The organism is Polaribacter sp. BM10 (genome assembly GCF_002005425.1).
Lineage (GTDB): Bacteria > Bacteroidota > Bacteroidia > Flavobacteriales > Flavobacteriaceae > Polaribacter > Polaribacter marinaquae.
This window is the reverse complement of record NZ_CP019704.1, coordinates 274,717-294,985: the sequence shown is the minus strand read 5'-3', so window position 1 is coordinate 294,985 and position 20,269 is coordinate 274,717. Positions and strand designations below refer to the sequence as shown.

At 30.0% G+C, this 20,269-nt stretch carries 15 protein-coding genes; 9 read left to right on the top strand and 6 right to left on the bottom strand.

Going from position 1 to position 20,269, the window contains the following annotated elements; all coding sequences use genetic code 11:
• Positions 1 to 8: 8 nt before the first annotated feature.
• The gene (locus tag BXQ17_RS01250; RefSeq protein ID WP_077808879.1) at positions 9 to 743 is read left to right on the top strand and encodes a head GIN domain-containing protein; all 735 of its coding nucleotides are present in this window, start codon (positions 9 to 11) and stop codon (positions 741 to 743) included.
• Between the two features lie 72 nt (positions 744 to 815).
• Here the strand turns inward: BXQ17_RS01250 and BXQ17_RS01245 are convergent, their stop codons facing one another.
• Positions 816 to 1,991 (bottom strand): GlmU family protein, encoded by a 1,176-nt coding sequence (locus tag BXQ17_RS01245; RefSeq protein WP_077808878.1) that lies wholly within the window; start codon positions 1,989 to 1,991, stop codon positions 816 to 818.
• Between the two features lie 147 nt (positions 1,992 to 2,138).
• Here BXQ17_RS01245 and BXQ17_RS01240 point away from each other — a divergent pair, with 147 nt between their 5' ends.
• Positions 2,139 to 2,510, top strand: a complete 372-nt coding sequence (locus BXQ17_RS01240) for a 6-phosphogluconate dehydrogenase (protein ID WP_077808877.1) — start codon at positions 2,139 to 2,141, stop codon at positions 2,508 to 2,510.
• A gap of 7 nt (positions 2,511 to 2,517) precedes the next feature.
• Positions 2,518 to 3,066: an acyl-CoA thioesterase gene (locus BXQ17_RS01235; RefSeq protein WP_077808876.1), complete on the top strand. Its 549-nt coding sequence runs from the start codon at positions 2,518 to 2,520 to the stop codon at positions 3,064 to 3,066.
• A 304-nt stretch (positions 3,067 to 3,370) separates the two neighbouring features.
• On the opposite strand, the gene BXQ17_RS14605 is transcribed toward BXQ17_RS01235, so the two are convergent.
• From BXQ17_RS14605 to BXQ17_RS01210, 5 genes are all read right to left on the bottom strand, one after another.
• Entirely contained in the window at positions 3,371 to 3,709 is a 339-nt protein-coding gene (locus BXQ17_RS14605; RefSeq protein ID WP_254712394.1) for an MCP four helix bundle domain-containing protein, read from the bottom strand.
• Positions 3,710 to 3,858: 149 nt separating this feature from the next.
• Positions 3,859 to 6,312, bottom strand: coding sequence for an endopeptidase La (lon, locus tag BXQ17_RS01225; protein WP_077808875.1), 2,454 nt, complete (start codon positions 6,310 to 6,312; stop codon positions 3,859 to 3,861).
• Positions 6,313 to 6,480: 168 nt separating this feature from the next.
• Positions 6,481 to 7,458, bottom strand: a complete 978-nt coding sequence (locus BXQ17_RS01220; RefSeq protein WP_077808874.1) for a Gfo/Idh/MocA family protein — start codon at positions 7,456 to 7,458, stop codon at positions 6,481 to 6,483.
• A complete protein-coding gene (locus BXQ17_RS01215; protein ID WP_077808873.1) occupies positions 7,448 to 9,316 on the bottom strand; it encodes a sodium:solute symporter in 1,869 nt (622 codons plus the stop codon). Before BXQ17_RS01215 ends, BXQ17_RS01220 begins: the two co-directional genes overlap by 11 nt.
• Before the next feature lie 218 nt (positions 9,317 to 9,534).
• On the bottom strand, positions 9,535 to 12,054 hold the full coding sequence (locus BXQ17_RS01210) for a PIG-L family deacetylase (RefSeq protein ID WP_077808872.1): 2,520 nt from the start codon (positions 12,052 to 12,054) through the stop codon (positions 9,535 to 9,537).
• A 178-nt stretch (positions 12,055 to 12,232) separates the two neighbouring features.
• On the opposite strand from BXQ17_RS01210, the gene dnaN reads away from it, so the two are divergent.
• The 6 genes from dnaN (at position 12,233) to BXQ17_RS01180 (ending at position 20,218) form a co-directional block, all read left to right on the top strand.
• A complete protein-coding gene (gene dnaN / locus BXQ17_RS01205) occupies positions 12,233 to 13,351 on the top strand; it encodes a DNA polymerase III subunit beta (RefSeq protein WP_077808871.1) in 1,119 nt (372 codons plus the stop codon).
• 117 nt (positions 13,352 to 13,468) lie between these two features.
• Positions 13,469 to 14,014 (top strand): ACP phosphodiesterase, encoded by a 546-nt coding sequence (locus BXQ17_RS01200; RefSeq protein ID WP_077811326.1) that lies wholly within the window; start codon positions 13,469 to 13,471, stop codon positions 14,012 to 14,014.
• A complete protein-coding gene (gene ggt / locus BXQ17_RS01195) occupies positions 14,014 to 15,699 on the top strand; it encodes a gamma-glutamyltransferase (protein WP_077808870.1) in 1,686 nt (561 codons plus the stop codon). The genes BXQ17_RS01200 and ggt overlap by 1 nt, the downstream gene beginning before the upstream one ends.
• A 10-nt stretch (positions 15,700 to 15,709) precedes the next feature.
• The gene (locus BXQ17_RS01190; protein ID WP_149025841.1) at positions 15,710 to 16,483 is read left to right on the top strand and encodes a hypothetical protein; all 774 of its coding nucleotides are present in this window, start codon (positions 15,710 to 15,712) and stop codon (positions 16,481 to 16,483) included.
• Between the two features lie 4 nt (positions 16,484 to 16,487).
• Positions 16,488 to 16,904, top strand: a complete 417-nt coding sequence (locus BXQ17_RS01185; protein ID WP_077808868.1) for a VOC family protein — start codon at positions 16,488 to 16,490, stop codon at positions 16,902 to 16,904.
• 71 nt (positions 16,905 to 16,975) lie between these two features.
• Positions 16,976 to 20,218 (top strand): S41 family peptidase, encoded by a 3,243-nt coding sequence (locus BXQ17_RS01180; RefSeq protein WP_077808867.1) that lies wholly within the window; start codon positions 16,976 to 16,978, stop codon positions 20,216 to 20,218.
• Positions 20,219 to 20,269 lie beyond the last annotated feature (51 nt).

Genomic DNA, 20,269 nt, shown 5'->3' with positions numbered 1-20,269 from the left:
CAAAAATCATGACTAAAAAAATAGCTTTTGCTCTTTTATTCTTATCACTAACATTTTCTGCAAACGCACAAAACTGGTGGGGAACAAATAAAAAAATTAAAGGAAACGGAAATATTATAACTGTTAAAAGAAGTACTAATGATTATAGAGGTATTGCTGCCGGTGGCTCTTTCGATGTAATTTTAGTAAAAGGCACAGAAGGTAACATCACCATAGAAGGTGAAGAAAATATAATACCATATATAGAAACAGAAATTAACAACGGAATTTTAAAAATTAAATACAAAAAAAACACCAATATAAGAACCACAAAAAGATTAACTGTTACTGTACCTTTTAATGATATCGAAAGTGTTGCCTTAGGTGGTTCTGGTAATGTAACTAGTAACGATGTAATAAAATCTAATAATTTAAATGTTAGTTTAGGTGGTTCTGGTAACATCAATTTAAAAATAAATTCTGATGATGTAAACACAAACATTGGTGGTTCTGGTAATATTGATTTAAAAGGAAATACAGAAGAATTAAAGTGTGCAATTGCAGGTTCTGGTAGTATTAGAGCTTATGATTTAAGCACAGATGAAGTTTCTGCAACAATTGCAGGTTCTGGTAGCATAAAAATTACCGTTAAAAACAAAATTAAAGCAAAATTAGTTGGTTCTGGTAGTATTTACTATAAAGGAAACCCAAAACATATCGATAGTAAATCTGTTGGTTCTGGTAGCATTGTCGACAGAAATTAATCACTATTTTTACATATAAAAAACGCCAAAATGAGAATTCATTTTGGCGTTTTTATCAATCTATTTTTATACTTAATAATTTCTGTATTGTTTTGTTTCTTCAAAAATATGATCTAATATTTTCTGATCTTTTTCATCAAAAACTAAGCTTCTTCTTTTCATAACTGCAGTTACTACTTCATACACTTTTTTCATTTGAAATGTTGTAAAACCTGCAGCACCACCCCAACTAAAAGAAGGTACAAAATTTCTAGGGAAACCACTACCAAATATATTTGCGCTAACACCAATAACGGTTCCTGTATTAAACATTGTGTTAATTCCGCATTTAGAATGATCACCCATCATTAATCCGCAGAATTGTAAACCTGTTTTCGCAAAACGATTTGTTTCATAGCTCCAAAGTTTAACTTCTGCATAATTATTTTTAAGGTTAGAGTTGTTGGTATCTGCACCCAAATTACACCATTCACCTAAAACAGAATTTCCTAAATATCCATCGTGCCCTTTACTAGAATATCCAAAAATAACAGAGTTACTAACCTCTCCTCCTATTTTAGAAAAAGGACCTATTGTGGTGTCTTTATAAATTTTTGCGCCCATTTTTACAACCGCATTATTACACATTGCAAAAGGACCTCTAATATTAGAACTTTCCATAACTAAAGCATCTTTACCAATATAAATTGGCCCTTCAGACGCATTTAAAGTAGCAAAAACAACTTTAGCTCCTTCTTCTATAAAAACGTTTTCTTTATTTAAAACTTGCACTCCTTCTGGAATTGGCGCAGAAGTTTTTCCGTTTGTAATTAAATTAAAATCTTGCTTAATAGCTTCACCATTAAAGGTAAAAATATCCCAAGTGTTTTTAACCTGAATTACATCTTCATCAAAATCTATTTGTTTATATTGCTCAAAATCTACCTCTTCTTGCGAATCTGTAGTGTAAAATGCAATTACATTATCCCCCTTAAAAATTGCTTCGTTTTCAGAAAGATTTTTAATTTTTTCTACTAACGATTCCGTAGGACAAAAAGAAGCATTAATTAAAATGTTTTTTTCCATTTCTACCATCGGAAATTTTTCTTCTAAATATTCCTCTGTAATTGTTGTTGTAGTTAATCCTAAGTGCTTTTCCCATTTTTCTCTAATGGTTAAAATTCCTATTCTTATGTCTGCAACAGGTCTTGTATATGTAAATGGCAATAATGATTGTCTTGCATCACTATCAAATAAAATGTAGTTCATTTTGCTTTTTTTTGAAGTACACAAATTTACTGTAAATAGATTACAAAAAAAACTGATTCTTAAAAATCACGACTATATAAAGCTTGTTTATCATAAAATCCTTTAAAAATTAATAATTACTAAAATTTAGATTTGTATTTTTGATTTATGAAAAAAATTTTAGGAGTTTTAATAACTAGTGCAATAATACTTACTGTATTATATTATGTTTTTATCTACTTTGTAACTTATAGTACAGGTGTAAGATCTGGCGAGCTAATAAAAATTAGTAGAAAAGGTGTTCTTGTAAAAACTTGGGAAGGAGAAATTAGTCAAGGAATTTCTGGAGCGCAAATTTTTGCTTTTTCTGTTGAAGATAAAAACAAAAAAGTTATTGAAGATTTACAAAAACATCAAGGAAAGTATGTAAAACTATCTTACAAAGAACGTTATACATCTTTCTTTTGGTTAGGCGATACCAAATATTTTATTACCGAAGTCACAAGAGAAGATTCACCACATTTTAGAGGAAAAAATTAATAATAAGATGAAAAAATTTAAAAGTATAGAAGAATCGCAATTAACAATAACCGAGTTAATGTTGCCTTCGCACTCTAATTTTAGTGGAAAAATCCATGGTGGTCATATTCTAAACTTAATGGATCAAATTGCATTTGCTTGTGCTTCTAAACATTCTAGTAATTATTGTGTAACTGCATCTGTAAATAAAGTAGATTTTTTAAATCCTATAGAGGTTGGTGAGCTACTTACACTTAAAGCATCTGTAAATTATACAGGTAGAACTTCTATGGTTGTTGGTTTACGTGTAGAGTCTGAAAACATTAGAACCGGAGAAAAAAAACATTGTAATTCTTCTTATTTTACAATGGTAGCAAAAGACGAAAACGGTAAAAGCACACCGGTTCCTGGTATTATTTTAACTTGTAAAGATGAAATTAGGCGGTATGCAAGATCTATAATTCGTCAGAAAGAAGGTAGAAATAGAACTTCTAGATTTAGCACTAACTCTTTTAAAACGGAAGATTATTTAGAATTATTAGCACAAAGTAACTCTAAAATAGAATTGAAAGATTAGGTATTTAAACTTGTTTTTTAATCAACATTTTCTAAAAAACATAAAATCACTCTTTTTTAGGTTGATAAATAACAATTATTTGAATAACAATTGCTAAAAAAATTAGAATATAGATTTCTAATTGAGTAAACAACTCTACAGTATCAATAGCCTTTTTACTTATAGACATTTGCCTGCTTCCTTCGTTTAATTGAATTTTAGATAATTGGTATAAATTCTTTTTAACTTTTAAAAGTTCGTTTTCAAGACCTTTAACATTATCAAATTTAGATGTGATAAAATCTCTTTCAGCTACTTTAACTTTTTAAAAATTTTGCCTAAATTCATTAAATACTTTTACCTCTTTGGCAGTTAGTTTTGTTTGTTCATACTTTAAAATAAAACTCTGTAAATCTTCGTTTATTTTATTGTATTCTGATAAGAAAAAAACAGTGTCTGCTTTTATTGCTGCCAATTCTTTTTCTTGCATAGCTATAGACATTTCAAAAATCAAATCATTTACAACAAGTCTATCTTCATAAATCGTAACCACAGAATCTTTAACACGTAAAAAATTATTTCTATCTATTAGATTAGTTGCAACAATTAGCACAAAAACCATAAGAATACCCAAAACCCATTTTACTTTATTATAGAATGCCATAGCTTGTATTTTTTATAAACTGATTACTCAAATAAAAAAAAACACCCTAAAATATCATAGATTTTTAACATGTTATTAGCCCTAAACAAATAGATAACAAGAAGAAAATTATAAAAAAAGCCTCTCTAAAATAGAGAGGCTTTTTTTTACTAAACTAACTTTTTAGCATTACTTACTTTCTGTTTTGTAAGCGCTATTTCTATTACTTGTTTCATATCAGAAACATAATGAAATGTTAAGCCTTTTAGATAACTTTCTTTTATTTCTAAGATATCTTTTCTGTTGTCTTCACATAAAATTATCTCTTTAATATTAGCTCTTTTTGCTGCTAATATTTTTTCTTTAATTCCGCCAACAGGCAACACTTTTCCTCTTAAAGTTATTTCACCAGTCATGGCTAACTTGTTTTTTACTTTGCGTTGTGTATAAGAAGAAATTAACGATGTTAACATTGTAATACCTGCACTTGGCCCATCTTTTGGGGTTGCTCCTTCTGGCACGTGCACGTGTACATTATATTTCTCTAAAATTTCTGGTTTAATTCCAAATTCTTCAGCATTAGACTTTATATACTGCAAAGCAATTGTGGCAGACTCTTTCATTACATTTCCTAAATTACCGGTAATAGAAAGGTTTCCTTTTCCTTTAGATAAAATAGATTCTATAAATAAGATATCTCCACCAACTTGTGTCCAAGCTAAACCTGTAACAACACCTGCAACATCATTGTTTTCAAACTTATCGCGATTTCTTGGTGTACCTAAAATTTCTTCAATTTTTTCTGATGATAAAGCAATATTATATGTTTCTTCTAGAGCAATTGATTTTGCAGCAAAACGCACCACTTTAGCAACTTTTTTCTCTAGTCCTCTTACACCTGATTCTCTTGTATAACCTTCTACAATTTGTTCTAATTGCTTTTTACCAAGTTTTAAATCTTTAGTAGTTAAACCGTGCTCTTTTAATTGCTTTGGTAGTAAATGTCTTTTTGCAATTTCTACTTTTTCTTCTATTGTATATCCAGTAACATTAATCAATTCCATTCTATCTCTTAAAGCCCACGGAATTTGACCAATATTATTTGCTGTAGCAATAAATAGAATTTTAGACAAATCATAACCTACTTCTAAGTAATTATCATAAAAAGATTCATTTTGCTCTGGATCTAATACTTCTAACATTGCAGAAGATGGATCTCCTTGATGACTTTGCCCTAGCTTATCAATTTCATCTAAAACAAATACCGGATTCGAAGTTCCTGATTTCTTTAAATTCTGAATCAAACGACCTGGCATTGCACCAATATATGTTTTTCTATGACCTCTAATTTCGGCTTCATCTCTTAAACCACCTAAAGACATTCTAACATACTTTCTACCTAAAGCTTCTGCAATAGATTTCCCTAAAGAAGTTTTACCAACTCCTGGAGGTCCGTATAGACAGATAATTGGAGACTTCATATCTCCTCTTAACTTTAAAACAGCCAAATGCTCTATAATTCTTTCTTTAACTTTTTCTAAACCAAAATGATCTCTATCTAAAACTTTAGTTGCATGTTTTAAATCGAATTTATCTTCAGAATAAATTCCCCACGGCAATTCTAACAGCAGTTCTAAATAACTTCTCTGAACGCCATATTCTGCCGCCTGCGGATTCATTCGTTTTAAACGATTGATTTCTTTCTCAAACGTATCTGCAACTTCTTTAGACCATTTTTTAGTTTTAGCTTGCTTACGCATTTCTTCTAATTCTTGATCATTAGAAGCACCACCTAATTCTTCTTGAATGGTTTTTAATTGCTGATGTAAATAATATTCTCTTTGTTGTTGGTCTAAATCTTCTCTTGTTTTAGATTGAATATCATTACGTAATTTTAATTTCTGAAGTTCTTTATTAAGGTTTTTTAACGCTAATAAAGCACGTTCTTTAAGATTGTCTTTTTCTAAAATAACTTGTTTTTGTGCAACCGTTAAATCCATATTAGAGGAAATAAAGTTTACCAAAAACGAATTAGATTTGATGTTTTTTATTGCAAAAGATGCTTCTGATGGCAACATTGGGTTTTCTTTAATAACCTCTAATGCTTGCTCTTTAATGCCGTCTATTATTGCATTAAATTCCTTTACATCATCTACCTCCTTGTCTTCAATCGCTTCTTTTACAGTTGCTTTTAAATATGGTTTTTCTTCTATTATTGTGTCAATTTCAAAACGTTTTTTACCTTGAATAATAACGGTTGTATTACCATCTGGCATTTTTAAGACGCGTAAAATTTGTGCAACAACACCTGTTGTATGAATATCTTTTAAACCTGGTTCTTCTACATCTTCATTACGTTGTGCAACAACACCAATAACTTTATCACCTTTATTTGCATCTTTAATTAACTGAATCGATTTATCTCTACCTGCTGTAATAGGAATTACAACTCCTGGAAATAAAACAGTGTTTCTTAAAGGTAATATTGGTAAAATTTCTGGAACACTCTCATTATTTATAATTTCTTCATCTTCTGGCGTCATTAAAGGAATCAATTCTGAGTCTTCATTTAACATGCTATTAAGCGACAAATTGTCTATTCTAACTACTTTTGGTTTGCTCATCTTCTATATATCTGTCATACTGACATTTATTTTTATTTCACTAAAAACAAACATCAAATTTCTTATTAATAATTAATTGAAAATCAATATTTTAAAATTAAAAACATTGCTTTTTCAACTTATAAAAGTCAATTGTTGTGCCAAAGGATATTTGCACTTTAAAAACTACTACGATTTGTAAGTTAAACCAATTGTATTTCGAACATCATCTAAGGTTTTAATTAAAGTTTTAGAAAAATCAAAAGTCATAATATCACTTTGCTTTTTCCCTTCTCTTAAAAGTTGATTAAAGTGTTCTATCTCGAAATTAAAACCAATGGTATTGTAATTAAAATTGATAACTTCTTCTTTATCATCTACAAAAACACTTACAGTTGTAGGCTCGTGAAAACACGTGTTTATTTTAACAATAGCTTTCTCGAATGTAAAAATTGCTTCTGTTGGTGTTTCTTCTAAGAAAGTACTTTTTAGAGATGCCTTTGCATTTTTATAATTAAAAGTCATATGGCATTCCGCATCCGCTCCATTCTCAAAAAAAGTAGCATCCGCAGTAAAATTATCTGGCGTACCCAAACTAGATAATGCAGCAAATACAGGATAAATTCCTATATCCAACAAACTTCCTCCGCCAACTTCTTTTTTAAAAAGCCTACTTTCTAAGTTGTACTTCGGATGAAAACCAAAATCTGCTTCTAAGTGAACCAATTTGCCGAATTTTTCTGTTTTAACAATATCTAAAACATATTTGTAGTGCGGTAAAAAGCTGGTCCATAATCCTTCCATTAACAAAACATTGTGCTCTTTAGCCACAGAAATCATAGTTTCTACTTCTTGCAAGTTCATGGCAAAAGGTTTTTCACACAAAACCGCCTTTTTATTTTGTAAACAAAGTATTGCATGTTCTTTATGAAAACTATGTGGCGTTGCAATATAAACAGCATCTATGGTATCGTCTTGGGCTAATTCTAAATAAGAATTGTATGCTTTTCTAGCATTAAACTTCTTAGAAAACTCATTCGCTTTTTCTTGACTTCTAGATGCCACAGCGACTAATTCTGCGTCTTCAACCTTTGCTAAATCTGTTGCGAATTTGTTTGCTATTTTTCCAGGGCCAATAATTCCCCATTTAATAATTTTATTTTTCATGTAATACAGTTTTATCAATATTAAAAAATCCTAAGAAAAAGAAGAGTACAATTAGCGTAACTACATGCGTAATACTTAAGGACACATCGTTTAAAATATCATAAGAAATTTTAAAAATTGCTAAAGAAGTAATCAATAAAATTACTTTACTTTCTTTGTTTATTGCATTAAAAACAAAAAATAAAGAAAAGAACAACACCAAAATACAACCTATAAAATTTAACCATAAATAGCTAATAATAGGCTCTAAACCTGCAGCTTCTAATTTGTAAATTCCGAAATAATAAATAGAACAAATTAAAATCTGAGTAATTACAGCAGCCTTAAAAACTGCATTTCCGTTTACTTTTTTAAAGAAAAAAGCTAATAAGAAAATACCCAAAACATTTCCATAAAAAATAGAACCAATAATATTTACTAATTGTATTAAATTATCGAATAAATTGGCAACACATGCAACGGATATTGCAATTAAACCCCAAGCTAGTGTAAACCATTTCGATGCTTTTACATAATGTTCTTCGCTCTTATTTTTACTTACATTTCTTTTGTATAAATCTATGGTAGTTGTACTTGCAAGTGCATTTAATTCTGATGCTGTAGAAGACATTGCAGCAGATAAAATTACAGCCAATAAAAGCCCAATTAAGCCTCTTGGTAAATTATTTAATATAAAATGGATAAATACATAATCTTTATCGTTGGTTTCAATTTGATCATTAATCTTTTTAATAACATCTTTTGATGCTGCTTTTAATGCCAAATCTTTTGCATTTAAAGATTGAATTTCCTCTTTTTCATCTGCTTGAAAACCATCAGCAAAAATTATTTTTTTTGTATTTTCTATTGCTATATGTTCGTTTTCTAAAGCTTTATATTCTTGTTGATACTTAGAATTTGTTACAGCGTCATTAACATTGGGATTAAAATTTAATGGCGATGGATTAAATTGATAAAAAACAAAAACCATTACACCAATTAATAAGATAAAAAACTGCATTGGCACTTTTAATAATCCGTTAAAAATTAAACCTAACTGACTTTCTCTAACCGATTTACCCGACAAATAACGTTGTACCTGACTTTGATCTGTACCAAAATAAGAAAGCATTAAAAATGTTCCACCTAAAATTCCTGTCCAAATTGTATAACGATTACTTAAATCCGAAGAAAAATCTAGCACCTGCATTTTATTACTTGCACCCGCAATTTCTAAAGCATTTGTAAACGTAATATTTGCTGGCAACTGACTCATTATCATAAAAAATGCAATTAACATTCCTATAAAAATAATTATCATTTGTTGCTTTTGCGTAACATTTACAGCTTTTGTACCACCAGAAACGGTGTAAACAATCACTAAAAATCCTATAATAATGTTTAAGGTTAGTAAATTCCAACCTAAAACCGCACTTAAAATAATTGCCGGTGCAAAAATGGTAATTCCTGCAGCCAAACCACGCTGAATTAAAAATAAAACAGAAGCCAAACTTCTTGTTTTTAAATCGAATCTACCTTCTAAAAACTCGTATGCTGTATAAACTTTTAGTTTATGGTAAATTGGTATAAAAACCAAACAAATAATTATCATGGCAATTGGCAAACCAAAGTAAAATTGCACAAAACCCATTCCGCTATTAAAAGCTTGCCCTGGTGTAGATAAAAAAGTTATTGCGCTTGCTTGCGTTGCCATTACAGACAAACCTATTGTCCACCATTTAGTGTCATTTCCGCCTTTAATATAGTCGGTTACATTTGCATTTTTTCTTGTAACATATGTACCGTAAGCAACAATAGAAATTAAAGTTACAGATAAAACAATCCAATCTATGGCGTGTAATTTGCTTTCAATATCCATAGACTAAACTGTAAAATAATTAGTAATAAAATAAAATGCAATTATGTAAATAACATTGGCAATTAACACCAACGAATATTCTTTTTTCCAGGTATGTTTTTGTTGTTTCATTCATATTTTTTTTTGAAGCAATTTCCTGCTTTCGCTACTCGCTGTTTCGTACCTCAACGAGCTCAAACAAACCGCTCAATCAGGGCTAAATTTCTTTGCTAACTTATTTATTGCTTAATTGTCTTTTTTACTTCTATATTACTTTTACCAACAGACAATAAATTTGCAAATAATTTATAAGCACCAGAAACACCTGCAGGTAATTCTCTAAAGAAACTTAAACCTGTGTAAATGTAATTTCCTTTACCATACTTTGCTATTAACAAACTTCCTTTTTTTGCTGTTTCACCCTTGTCTTGCATAGATAATATTGGTGTAAATTCTTTGCTCCACGAGTTCGGAAAATACAAACCTCTTTCTTGTACCCAACCCTTAAAATCGTTTTGAGTAATTTTATTTGGATAATTTAAAACCGGATGCTCTTTTTCTAAAACCGTAACTTTAGCAAATTCATCTGTAACTCTATCTCTAGATAAATTTAATTTAAAAGGTGCAGCAACATCAACATTTCTATTCGTGTTATACTGCACAATCATGTTACCACCTTTTTCTACATAATCTAATAAAAACTTTTGCTTAAATTTTAATTCTTTTACAACATTGTAAGCTCTAATTCCTAAAACAATTGCATCATATTTATGCAAGTTTTTATCATTAATTTCTAAAGGATTTATCATTACAACATTGTAACCAATTTGGTTTAAACTTTCTGGCACAACATCACCAGCACCTTTAATATATCCTATATAATTACCAACTTTTTTAATATTTAATCTTACAATTTTTGCTTCAGAATTTAATAAAACACTTTGTTTTGGTATATGATTGTAATTAATTTCTACCAATTCTTTGTCAAATACTTTTCCGTTAGAAGTTGCCATCACTTTTAATTTACCTTCTGCTTGGTTTTTGGGTGGTGTTACCTTAAAAGTAAATGCATTCTTATCATTTTTTTGTTTGATTGCAAAATCAATATACTTTGGTGAAACTGCCCAATTTAAAGGCACTTCTAAACTAAGTTTTCCTTTAACATTATTAGCGCCAGCTCTAACCTCTACAACAACATCTTTGGCAATATCATCAGAAAAAATAAGTACCTTATCTTTTAATTTTGTTGTAATTTTAGGTAGAATCTCAAAAGGCTCGTAAATTTCTCCTTTATCTCTTTCTGCATATCTTCTTACAACATTTTTAGTAAATGTTATTGGATTACCGTCAATCATTAAATTAAATAATACTTTTGTTTCTCTTGGTGTTTCTGGCTTACCAATTAAATTTTGATTCTCTACAGAATACATACCTAAAGTTGCGTCTTTTCTTAACCAATAAGGATCTGAATATGTATTTGTTTTTAAAGTAATTGTCTCTTTAAAATTGAGTTTTTTATTAGTAACTAATTCTATATCTTTTTTAACTTTTTTATTATCAATACTAGAAACAATTGATACTAATTCTATTGAAAAATTACTTCTATTTAATACTTCGAAATTTAAATTGATAATACTATTTGGTGTTGCAGAAGAACTTTCTGCAGAAGCTTCTAGATACAAACCTGCACAAGCTTCTATAATTTCTTTTATCTGTTTTTTCTTAATTTCTCTCCAATGATTATCTGTTAGTTTATCTATTAAACCATAAGCTTTCATTAATTTTGGCAAATGTTTTTCTGGATTCACGAAATCAAAATTTTCTTCAATTTCGTATAAAATCTCACCAATTTCACCTCCTTTATTTAAACGGTTCCATGTTGTGTTAATTCCAGAAAAAATATCGTTTTTATCCTTTAATTTATCACCTTTTAAAAATTCTACATATTCTTTTTGAGAACCTCTAGTAGTTAATCTACCAAAACCCTGACACAAATGTTGACTACTTGCTAAAGATGCTAATTCGTTATTAGACATCCCTTTTAAAGGATAATAAGTACCCACATCAAAAGATGTTAACTTCCCTTCTGTTGCATTTTTAAAATCTGCTTCATTTTTATAAAACCAAGAAGATGTATTAAAAAACAAACGCTTTGGTTGCCAAGTTTCTGTATATTTTAGTTGATTTTTATAAACAGAATTATCTCCTGCTAAATCAAAAGCTTCTACACTTAACATTGCAGAAGTTGTGTGATGCCCGTGTGTTGTACCTGGCGTTCTGTGATTAAATCTATTGATTATTACATCTGGTTTAAAATTTCTAATTGCCCAAACAACATCACTTAAAACCAATTCTTTATTCCAGATATCTAATGTTTCATCTGGATGTTTGGAGTAACCAAAATCGTTTGCTCTAGAAAACATTTGCTCGCCACCATCTACATTTCTTGCTGCCAATAATTCTTGTGTTCTAATTACACCTAACAACTCTCTTATTTCTGGGCCAATTAAATTTTGTCCGCCATCTCCTCTAGTTAACGATAAATAACCTGTTCTTGCTTTTACATTATTAGCTAAATAGGCAATTAAGCGTGTGTTTTCATCATCTGGATGCGCAGCAATATATAAAGCAGTTCCTAAAAAATTTAGTTTTTCAATCTTTTCAAAAATTTGATTTGATGTTAATTTTTGCGGTTTTTGAGAAAATACAGAAATTGAAATCAGTAAAAAAGCAACGGTTTTAAGTAAAAATTTATTCATATTTATAAATTAGTCAGTGTAACAAAAGTAGTTTTTTAAAAATCAAATTAAATCTTGTTAACATAATTATAACGTTTCAAAAATCATCAATAAAAATGCTAATAACCTGTTAATAAAATAATTTTTAAAGTCACATATTTAGAATATATTTGTAAATCAAATTAAGAAAACATATTACATGAAATTTATTGTATCTAGTTCGCAATTATTAAAACAATTGCAAGTTTTAGGAGGCGTTATAAATAGTAACAATACTTTGCCAATTTTAGATAACTTTTTATTTGAATTATCTGAAAATGAACTAAAAGTTTCTGCATCAGATTTAGAAACAACAATGAGTTCTGTGGTAGAAGTAGAAAGTGAAAGTTCTGGTTCTATTGCTGTATCTGCTCGCTTGTTATTAGATACTTTAAAAACTTTTCCTAACCAACCGCTAACGTTTAAAACAGAAGGTGATAATACAATTGAAATAAGTTCTGATCAAGGTAAATATGATATGGCTTATTTTGGTGGAGATGAGTTTCCGAAAGCGGTTTCTTTGCCGTCACCAAGTAAAACAGTTGTTCCTGCAAGCATTCTAGGAACAGCTATTTCTAAAACAATTTTTGCGGCAGGTAACGACGATTTAAGACCTGTAATGAGCGGAGTTTTCTTTCAGTTTAGCTCTCAAAGTTTAACTTTTGTTGCTACAGATGCTCATAAATTGGTGAAATATTCTAGAACAGATGTTACTGCAGATCAAACAGCAGAGTTTATCATGCCAAAAAAACCTTTAAATTTATTAAAAGGAATTTTAGGAGGATCGGAAAGTGATGTAACTATTGAATATAATGATGCAAACGCTAAATTTACGTTCGATAACGTGGTTTTAGTTTGTAGATTAATTGATGGTAAATATCCTAATTACGAAGCTGTAATTCCTAAAGAAAATCCGAATAAATTAACTGTAGACAGAGCTTCTTTTTTAAACTCTGTAAGACGTGTTTCTATTTTCTCTAGTAAAACTACACACCAAATTCGTTTAAAAATGGCAGGAACAGAATTAAATATTTCTGCAGAAGATTTAGACTTTGCAAATAAAGCCGATGAGCGTTTAAGTTGCGATTATCAAGGTGATGATATGCAAATTGGTTTTAACTCTCGTTTTTTAAGTGAAATGTTAAACAACTTAAACTCTAACGAAGTTTTAATTGAAATGTCTTTACCTAACAGAGCTGGTATTTTAACACCTATTGATGGTACAGATGAAGGTGAACAAGTTACAATGTTGGTAATGCCAGTAATGCTAAATAGCTAGTAAAAAATTACTTTACAATATATTAAAACCACAACTAAATAGTTGTGGTTTTTTGTTTACTTTTAAAAAATGAATTTTCTAGCACACCTCTACTTATCTCAAAACAATAAAAATATTATGATTGGTAATTTTATTGCAGATCATATTCGTGGTAATAATTACAAAGAGTTTTCTAAAGAAATTCAACAAGGTATATTTTTACATCGCGAAATAGACACTTTTACAGATGCGCATGAAGTTGTTAGAAAAAGTAAGCGAAGATTACACCCAAGATACAGACATTATAGCGGCGTAATAATCGATATTTTTTATGATTATTTCTTAGCAAAAAACTGGAATGATTATTCTGAAATTCCGTTAAAAATCTTCACAAAGTCTATTTATCAATTATTTAATAAAATTAAAGAAGAACTTCCTGTAAAATCTCAAAATTTCATAAAATATATGATTGAATATGACATTTTATTCAATTACAACAATAAAGTAGGTATTGCAAAGGTTTTAAACGGAATGAATACTAGAACCAAAGGAATGTCTCAAATGAATTTGGCTATTGAAGATTTGGAAGTATTAGAAAATGAATTACAAGAAGATTTTACTGTATTTTTTAAAGATTTAATAGCATTTACAAATATCAAATTAAAAGAAATTAAAGCAATCTAATGAAAAAAAAATCCTTATTAATTATAGCAGTTTTTATCTTACTTTTTTGTGCTTGTAAAAAACATAAAACTGTAGGTTTTGTTGCAGAAAAAGCAATGGTTGTTTCTGCAAGAGAAGAAGCTTCTAAAATTGGTGCTGCAATTTTACAGAAAGGTGGTAACGCATACGACGCTATGATTGCGACACATTTGGCATTAGCAGTTGTTTATCCTGTTGCAGGTAATATTGGCGGTGGCGGCTTTATGGTTTATAGAAACAATGATGGCACAACTGGTGCGTTAGATTTTAGAGAAAAAGCACCAATTACAGCGCATCGAGATATGTATTTAGATTCTATTGGCAATGTTATTAAAAACAAAAGTACTTTGGGCGCATTTGCTGTTGGAGTTCCAGGATCAATTGCCGGAGTTTTTGAGGTTTATAATAAATTCGGGAGCCTTCCTTTTAAAGACTTGATTCAACCAGCAATCGATTTAGCAAAAAACGGAATAACGGTAACAGAAAAACAAGCAAAATCTTTAAACAGCGCAACAGAAAGGTTTAAAAAGGTTAATAATTATATTACCGTTTTTGAAGAGGAATGGAAAAAAGGCAACATTTTAAAACAAGAAGAATTAGCACAAACTTTAGAACGTATTCGTGATTTTGGTAAAGACGGGTTTTATAAAGGTAAAACTGCCAATTTATTTGTTGATTATATAAAAGAATTAGGCGGAATTATATCTCTTGAAGATTTAGAAAAATACAAAGCAATTTGGCGTAAACCAATAACTTTTAATTACAAAGATTTTAAAATTACTTCTATGACTTTACCTGCAAGTGGCGGTATTTGTTTAGCGCAAATTTTAAAAGCTGTTGAGCCTTATGATTTATCAAAAATAGAACATAATTCCACAAAATACATTCAACTTTTAACCGAAGCAGAAAGACGCTCTTATGCAGACAGAGCTAATTTTTTAGGTGATATCGATTTTGTAAATGTGCCGGTAGATAGCTTAACAAATGCAAAATATATCAATAATAGAATGAAAAGTTTTTCTTGGGATAAAGCAACACCTTCTTCAGAAGTTTCTCATGGTAAAATTCTAGGTTATGAAAGTGATGAAACCACTCATTATTCTATTGTAGATCAATTCGGAAACGCTGTTTCTGTAACCACAACGCTAAACACTGGTTACGGTTCTAAAGTTGTGGTAAAAGGTGCTGGTTTTATTTTAAATAATGAAATGGATGATTTTTCTAGCAAACCTGGCGTACCAAATGTTTATGGTTTAGTTGGTTCTAAAGCAAACTCTATTGCTCCAGAAAAAAGAATGCTAAGTTCTATGACACCAACTATCGTAGAAGAAAATGGTAAATTAAAAATGGTTGTTGGTACACCTGGCGGTTCTACAATAATTACTTCTGTTTTGCAAAATATTTTAAATGTAACAGAGTATAAAATGGGTATGCAAGAATCTGTAGATCAACCTAGATTTCATCATCAATGGCTGCCAGATGTAGTTCGAATGGAACCGAACGGCTTTAATGAAGAAACAAAATCTAAATTAGAAACTTTAGGTTATGAAATTCTAGAGAGAAATTCATTAATAATTGGTAGAGTTGATGCGATTTTAGTTCTTCCAAACGGAAAACTAGAAGCGGGTGCAGATAAGCGAGGTGATGATGCCGCAGCAGGATTTTAAATAATTAAGTATGCAGAAATTTTTATTACTTTTTATAATGGCTCTTTTTTTTACAAATTGTAAAAAAAATGAATTTTATATAACAAATATTAAAGAGTCTAGCCCTAAGTATCCAACTCTTATTTATGAATTCCCACTTCTAAACGGATCAGAAGAAATTGCAAACAAAATTAATAGAGAAATTGCAAACGAACTTTTAGATATTAATTTAAACGATAAGTATAAAAGTATTTTTGAAAATATTTGGGCTACGGAAAATAAACCAATGTCTAGACTTTCTTTCTTAAACTATAAAATAAACACTTTAAACCAAAACCTCTATTCTGTAACTTTTTATTCCGAAGGTTGTGGTATCTATTGCGAAGAGTTTAATACCTCTTATAACTACAACCTACAAAACGGTAACGAATTAACTTTAAATACAATTTTAACATCAAAAGGAAAAGACGATTTAATTAAAATTTTATCCGTTAAGAAAAGAAAGAAAATAGAAGATTATATTCTTCAATTAGAAAATGAAGAAGTAACCATCGAAGACAAAAAAATAATTAATGAATCAATAAGGCTTTATAAAGATTGTTTAACTAGACTACCTTTTAAAACCTTAGATTATATCGACTTTAAAATTAAAAAAGATTCGATAATTTTAGAATCTGACAGATGCTCTAATCATGCAATGAGAGCGTTAGATGACTTAGGTAATTATTCGTATACATTCCATATATCAGACATAGAAACATATTTAAACGAATACGGTCTTAATACATTAACTAATCAAAATTAAAAAAATGATTCAACCATTCCATTTAGCAATTCCTGTTCAAAACTTAGAAAAATGCAGAACTTTTTATAGAGAAATTTTAAATTGTGAAGAAGGTCGAAGTACAGAAAATTGGGTAGATTTTAATTTCTTCGGACATCAATTAGTTATTCATCAAAAAGATGGCTTTAACCCAGAAAGAATTTCTAATCCTGTAGATGGTCACGATGTTCCTGTTCCACATTTCGGAGTCGTATTATCTTGGGAAGATTGGCAAAGTTTATCAGAAAGATTAAAAAAACACAACACTAAATTTATTATTGAGCCTTGTATCCGTTTTAAAGGCGAAGTAGGTGAACAAGCAACTATGTTTTTTCAAGATCCAGAAAAAAATGCTCTAGAATTTAAAGCATTTAAAGACATGAGCCAGTTATTTGCGAAGTAAGTTCGTTTTTTTTATGATTTATTTAAGTTTGATTTTCTGTATCTTTAATGATTCAATCAAACTTTATTCTCATGAAAAAAATTACACTTCTTTTTTTTGTAATTCTTAGTTACACAAGTTTTTCGCAAGGCACACGATTATTAAGGCAACCTACTTTAAGTAACAATCAAGTTGTTTTTGTACATGCTGCAGATTTATGGAAGGTCTCTTTAAATGGTGGTAATGCCGTTCGACTTACTAGTGATGAAGGTTCTGAATCTAGTCCGAAATTTTCTAAAGACGGACAATGGGTTGCTTTTACTGCACAATATGATGGTAATACTGATGTTTATGTTGTTTCTATTAACGGTGGCGAACCCAAAAGATTAACATATCATTCTGCTTCAGATAATGTGCAAGGATGGACGCCCGACGGAAAAATCTTATTTAGATCTAACAGAGAAAGTAGGCCAACGCAAACTAGCAAGTTTTATACAATTTCTATGGATGGTGGTTTGCCAGAAGCCTTCGATATTCCGAGAGCTGCTTATGGTGAAATATCAGAAGACAATAAATACATTGCCTACACACCAATTACAAGTTGGGATGCAGAATGGAGAAATTATAGAGGTGGACAAGCAATGCCAATTTGGATTGTAAATTTAAAAACTAAAGAATTAATAAAAACACCACAATTAGATAGCGAAAGGCACGTAAATCCTGTTTGGTATAATGGTGATGTTTATTACATTTCAGAAAGAGATTATACTGCAAACATTTGGTCTTACAACATTAAAACTAAGCAAGAAACACAAGTTACATTTCATAAAAAATTCGATGTAAAAAATATTGATGCCAATAATAATGGAATTGTTTACGAACAAGGTGGTTTTTTACATTTTTTAAATCCAGAAACTAAAGAAACCAATCAAATTGTAATAAACGTTAAAGGGGATTTAAATTACTCTAGAACAAGATGGATGGATGTTTCTGGTAGAAATTTAACCAATCCTAATGTTTCGCCAAAAGGTAAAAGAGCCATTTTTGAATATCGAGGAGAAATTTTTACAATACCAAAAGAAAATGGTACTTGGCGAAATTTAACCAACTCTTCTGGTGTTGCAGACCGTTCTCCTATTTGGTCGCCAAAAGGAAATAAAGTTGCTTGGTTTTCTGATAAAAATGGTGAATATGAATTGGTGTTAGCAAATCAAAACGGAAATAATCAAGAGTTTATAAAATTACCAAACCCTACTTTTTATTTTCAACCAGATTGGTCTCCAAATGGAAAATTTATAGCGTATACAGACACCAATTTTGTAATTTGGATTATCAATTTAGACACTAAGAAAATTGTAAAAGCAGATGCAGATGGTTTTGCGCATCCTAATAGAACCATGAATCCTAAATTTTCTCCTGATAGCGATTGGATTGTGTATGCAAAACAAAATGACAACAGCTTTAAATCTGTCTATGCTTATCAATTAAGCACTAAAAAAACGGTTCAAATTACAGATAAAATTGCAGATGCAATTACACCTGTTTGGGATGCTTCTGGTAAATATATTTACACTTTGGCAAGCACAAATTACGGTTTACAAACGGGTTGGTTAGACATGTCTTCTTACGACCCTAGTGTTACAAGAACGTTATACACAATTGTTTTAAATTCTGCGGATAAAGCTCCTAATCTTCCAAAAACTGATGAAGAAGAAGCTTCAAAATCAAAACCTGATGATTCTATTAAGAAAGAAAACAAAAAAGATAATATTCAGAAAACTATAATTGATGAAAATGGAATTTTTGATAGAGCTGTCGCTTTAAATTTACCTGCTAGAAATTATGTTGGTTTATTAAAAGGGCCAAAAAATAAAGTTTTTGTTGCTGAATCTATCCCAAACTCTAGAGGTTTAACATTACATAGTTATGATGTTACCAAAGAAAAAGCAACAACTTTTGCTACTGGTGTTTCTTCTATGACTGCATCTAGCAATGCAAATTCTATTTTATTATCTAAAGGAAGTAACTGGAGCATCAACAAAGCTAATGCAGCAAAAGCAGGTAAAGAAAACTTAAATACCAATTTAAAAATAAAAATTGACCCAAAAGCAGAAGCACATCAAATTTTTAAAGAAGGATGGCGTTACATGAGAGATTTTCTTTACGTAGATAATGTTCATGGAGCTCCTTGGAATGATATATACAAATGGTATTCTCCGTGGATAAATGATGTAAAACATAGATCTGATTTAAATTATGTTGTAGATATTATGAGCGGTGAAGTTGCTATTGGACATTCTTATGTTTCTGGCGGAGATTTCCCAAATATTAACAGAGTTGGTGTTGGTTTATTGGGTGCAGATTTAGAAAAGAATCGAGGTTTTTATCAATTTAAGAAAATTTATAAAGGCGAACGTTGGAATCCGAATATTTTTGCTCCTTTAGGATTACCTGGTATCAATGTAAATAAAGGTGATTATTTAGTTGCAATAAATGGTGTAGAATTAACTTCGGATATGAATCCTTATAAATTATTAGAACAAACTGCGGGCAGAGAAATTTATATCAAAGTAAATAACAAACCTTCTCTAAAAGATGCTAGATCAATTTTAATTACACCAACAGCAAGCGAGAGAGGTTTAAGAAATATAGATTGGGTAGAAAGTAATCGTAGAAAAGTTGATGAATTATCTAACGGAAAATTAGCTTACGTTTATGTACCAAACACTAGTAATCCTGGTTTTACATCTTTTAATAGATATTATTTTTCTCAACAAGACAAAAAAGGAGTTGTAATTGACGAAAGAAATAATGGTGGTGGATCTGCTGCAGATTATATGATAGATATTATGTCTAGAGAAGTTGTTGGTTATTTTAACAGTAAAACTGAGAGCAGAAAACCTTGGACAACTCCGATGGCAGGAATTTGGGGACCAAAAGTGATGATTATTAATGAAAGAGCGGGTTCTGGTGGAGATTTATTACCATATATGTTTAAAGAAAAAAACCTAGGGCCATTAGTTGGCACAAGAACTTGGGGTGGTTTGGTTGGTACTTGGGATACTCCACAATTTATTGACGGCGGAAGAATGGTTGCACCAAGAGGTGGATTTTACGATGTTGATGGTAATTGGGCTGTAGAAGCAGAAGGTGTAGCGCCAGATATCGAAGTTCATCAAACTCCCAAAGAGGTTTTATCTGGTAAAGATCCTCAATTAGAAAGAGCAGTAACAGAAGCTTTACGTTTATTAAAAGACAATGAGTTTATTTTAAAACCAGAACCAAAAGCACCTATTCGATCTAAGAGACCAAAAGGATATCAAAAAGACAATTAAAATGATTAAAATAATTCCCACTTTTGTGGGAATTATTATTTTATAAAAACT

What these genes read in the sequence shown, in the direction of transcription:
- BXQ17_RS01250 (WP_077808879.1), top strand. Translation starts at nt 9, where the DNA reads ATGACTAAAAAAATAGCTTTTGCTCTTTTATTCTTATCACTAACATTT.
- BXQ17_RS01245 (WP_077808878.1), bottom strand. Translation starts at nt 1,991, where the DNA reads ATGAACTACATTTTATTTGATAGTGATGCAAGACAATCATTATTGCCA.
- BXQ17_RS01240 (WP_077808877.1), top strand. Translation starts at nt 2,139, where the DNA reads ATGAAAAAAATTTTAGGAGTTTTAATAACTAGTGCAATAATACTTACT.
- BXQ17_RS01235 (WP_077808876.1), top strand. Translation starts at nt 2,518, where the DNA reads ATGAAAAAATTTAAAAGTATAGAAGAATCGCAATTAACAATAACCGAG.
- BXQ17_RS14605 (WP_254712394.1), bottom strand. Translation starts at nt 3,709, where the DNA reads ATGGCATTCTATAATAAAGTAAAATGGGTTTTGGGTATTCTTATGGTT.
- lon (WP_077808875.1), bottom strand. Translation starts at nt 6,312, where the DNA reads ATGAGCAAACCAAAAGTAGTTAGAATAGACAATTTGTCGCTTAATAGC.
- BXQ17_RS01220 (WP_077808874.1), bottom strand. Translation starts at nt 7,458, where the DNA reads ATGAAAAATAAAATTATTAAATGGGGAATTATTGGCCCTGGAAAAATA.
- BXQ17_RS01215 (WP_077808873.1), bottom strand. Translation starts at nt 9,316, where the DNA reads ATGGATATTGAAAGCAAATTACACGCCATAGATTGGATTGTTTTATCT.
- BXQ17_RS01210 (WP_077808872.1), bottom strand. Translation starts at nt 12,054, where the DNA reads ATGAATAAATTTTTACTTAAAACCGTTGCTTTTTTACTGATTTCAATT.
- dnaN (WP_077808871.1), top strand. Translation starts at nt 12,233, where the DNA reads ATGAAATTTATTGTATCTAGTTCGCAATTATTAAAACAATTGCAAGTT.
- BXQ17_RS01200 (WP_077811326.1), top strand. Translation starts at nt 13,469, where the DNA reads ATGATTGGTAATTTTATTGCAGATCATATTCGTGGTAATAATTACAAA.
- ggt (WP_077808870.1), top strand. Translation starts at nt 14,014, where the DNA reads ATGAAAAAAAAATCCTTATTAATTATAGCAGTTTTTATCTTACTTTTT.
- BXQ17_RS01190 (WP_149025841.1), top strand. Translation starts at nt 15,710, where the DNA reads ATGCAGAAATTTTTATTACTTTTTATAATGGCTCTTTTTTTTACAAAT.
- BXQ17_RS01185 (WP_077808868.1), top strand. Translation starts at nt 16,488, where the DNA reads ATGATTCAACCATTCCATTTAGCAATTCCTGTTCAAAACTTAGAAAAA.
- BXQ17_RS01180 (WP_077808867.1), top strand. Translation starts at nt 16,976, where the DNA reads ATGAAAAAAATTACACTTCTTTTTTTTGTAATTCTTAGTTACACAAGT.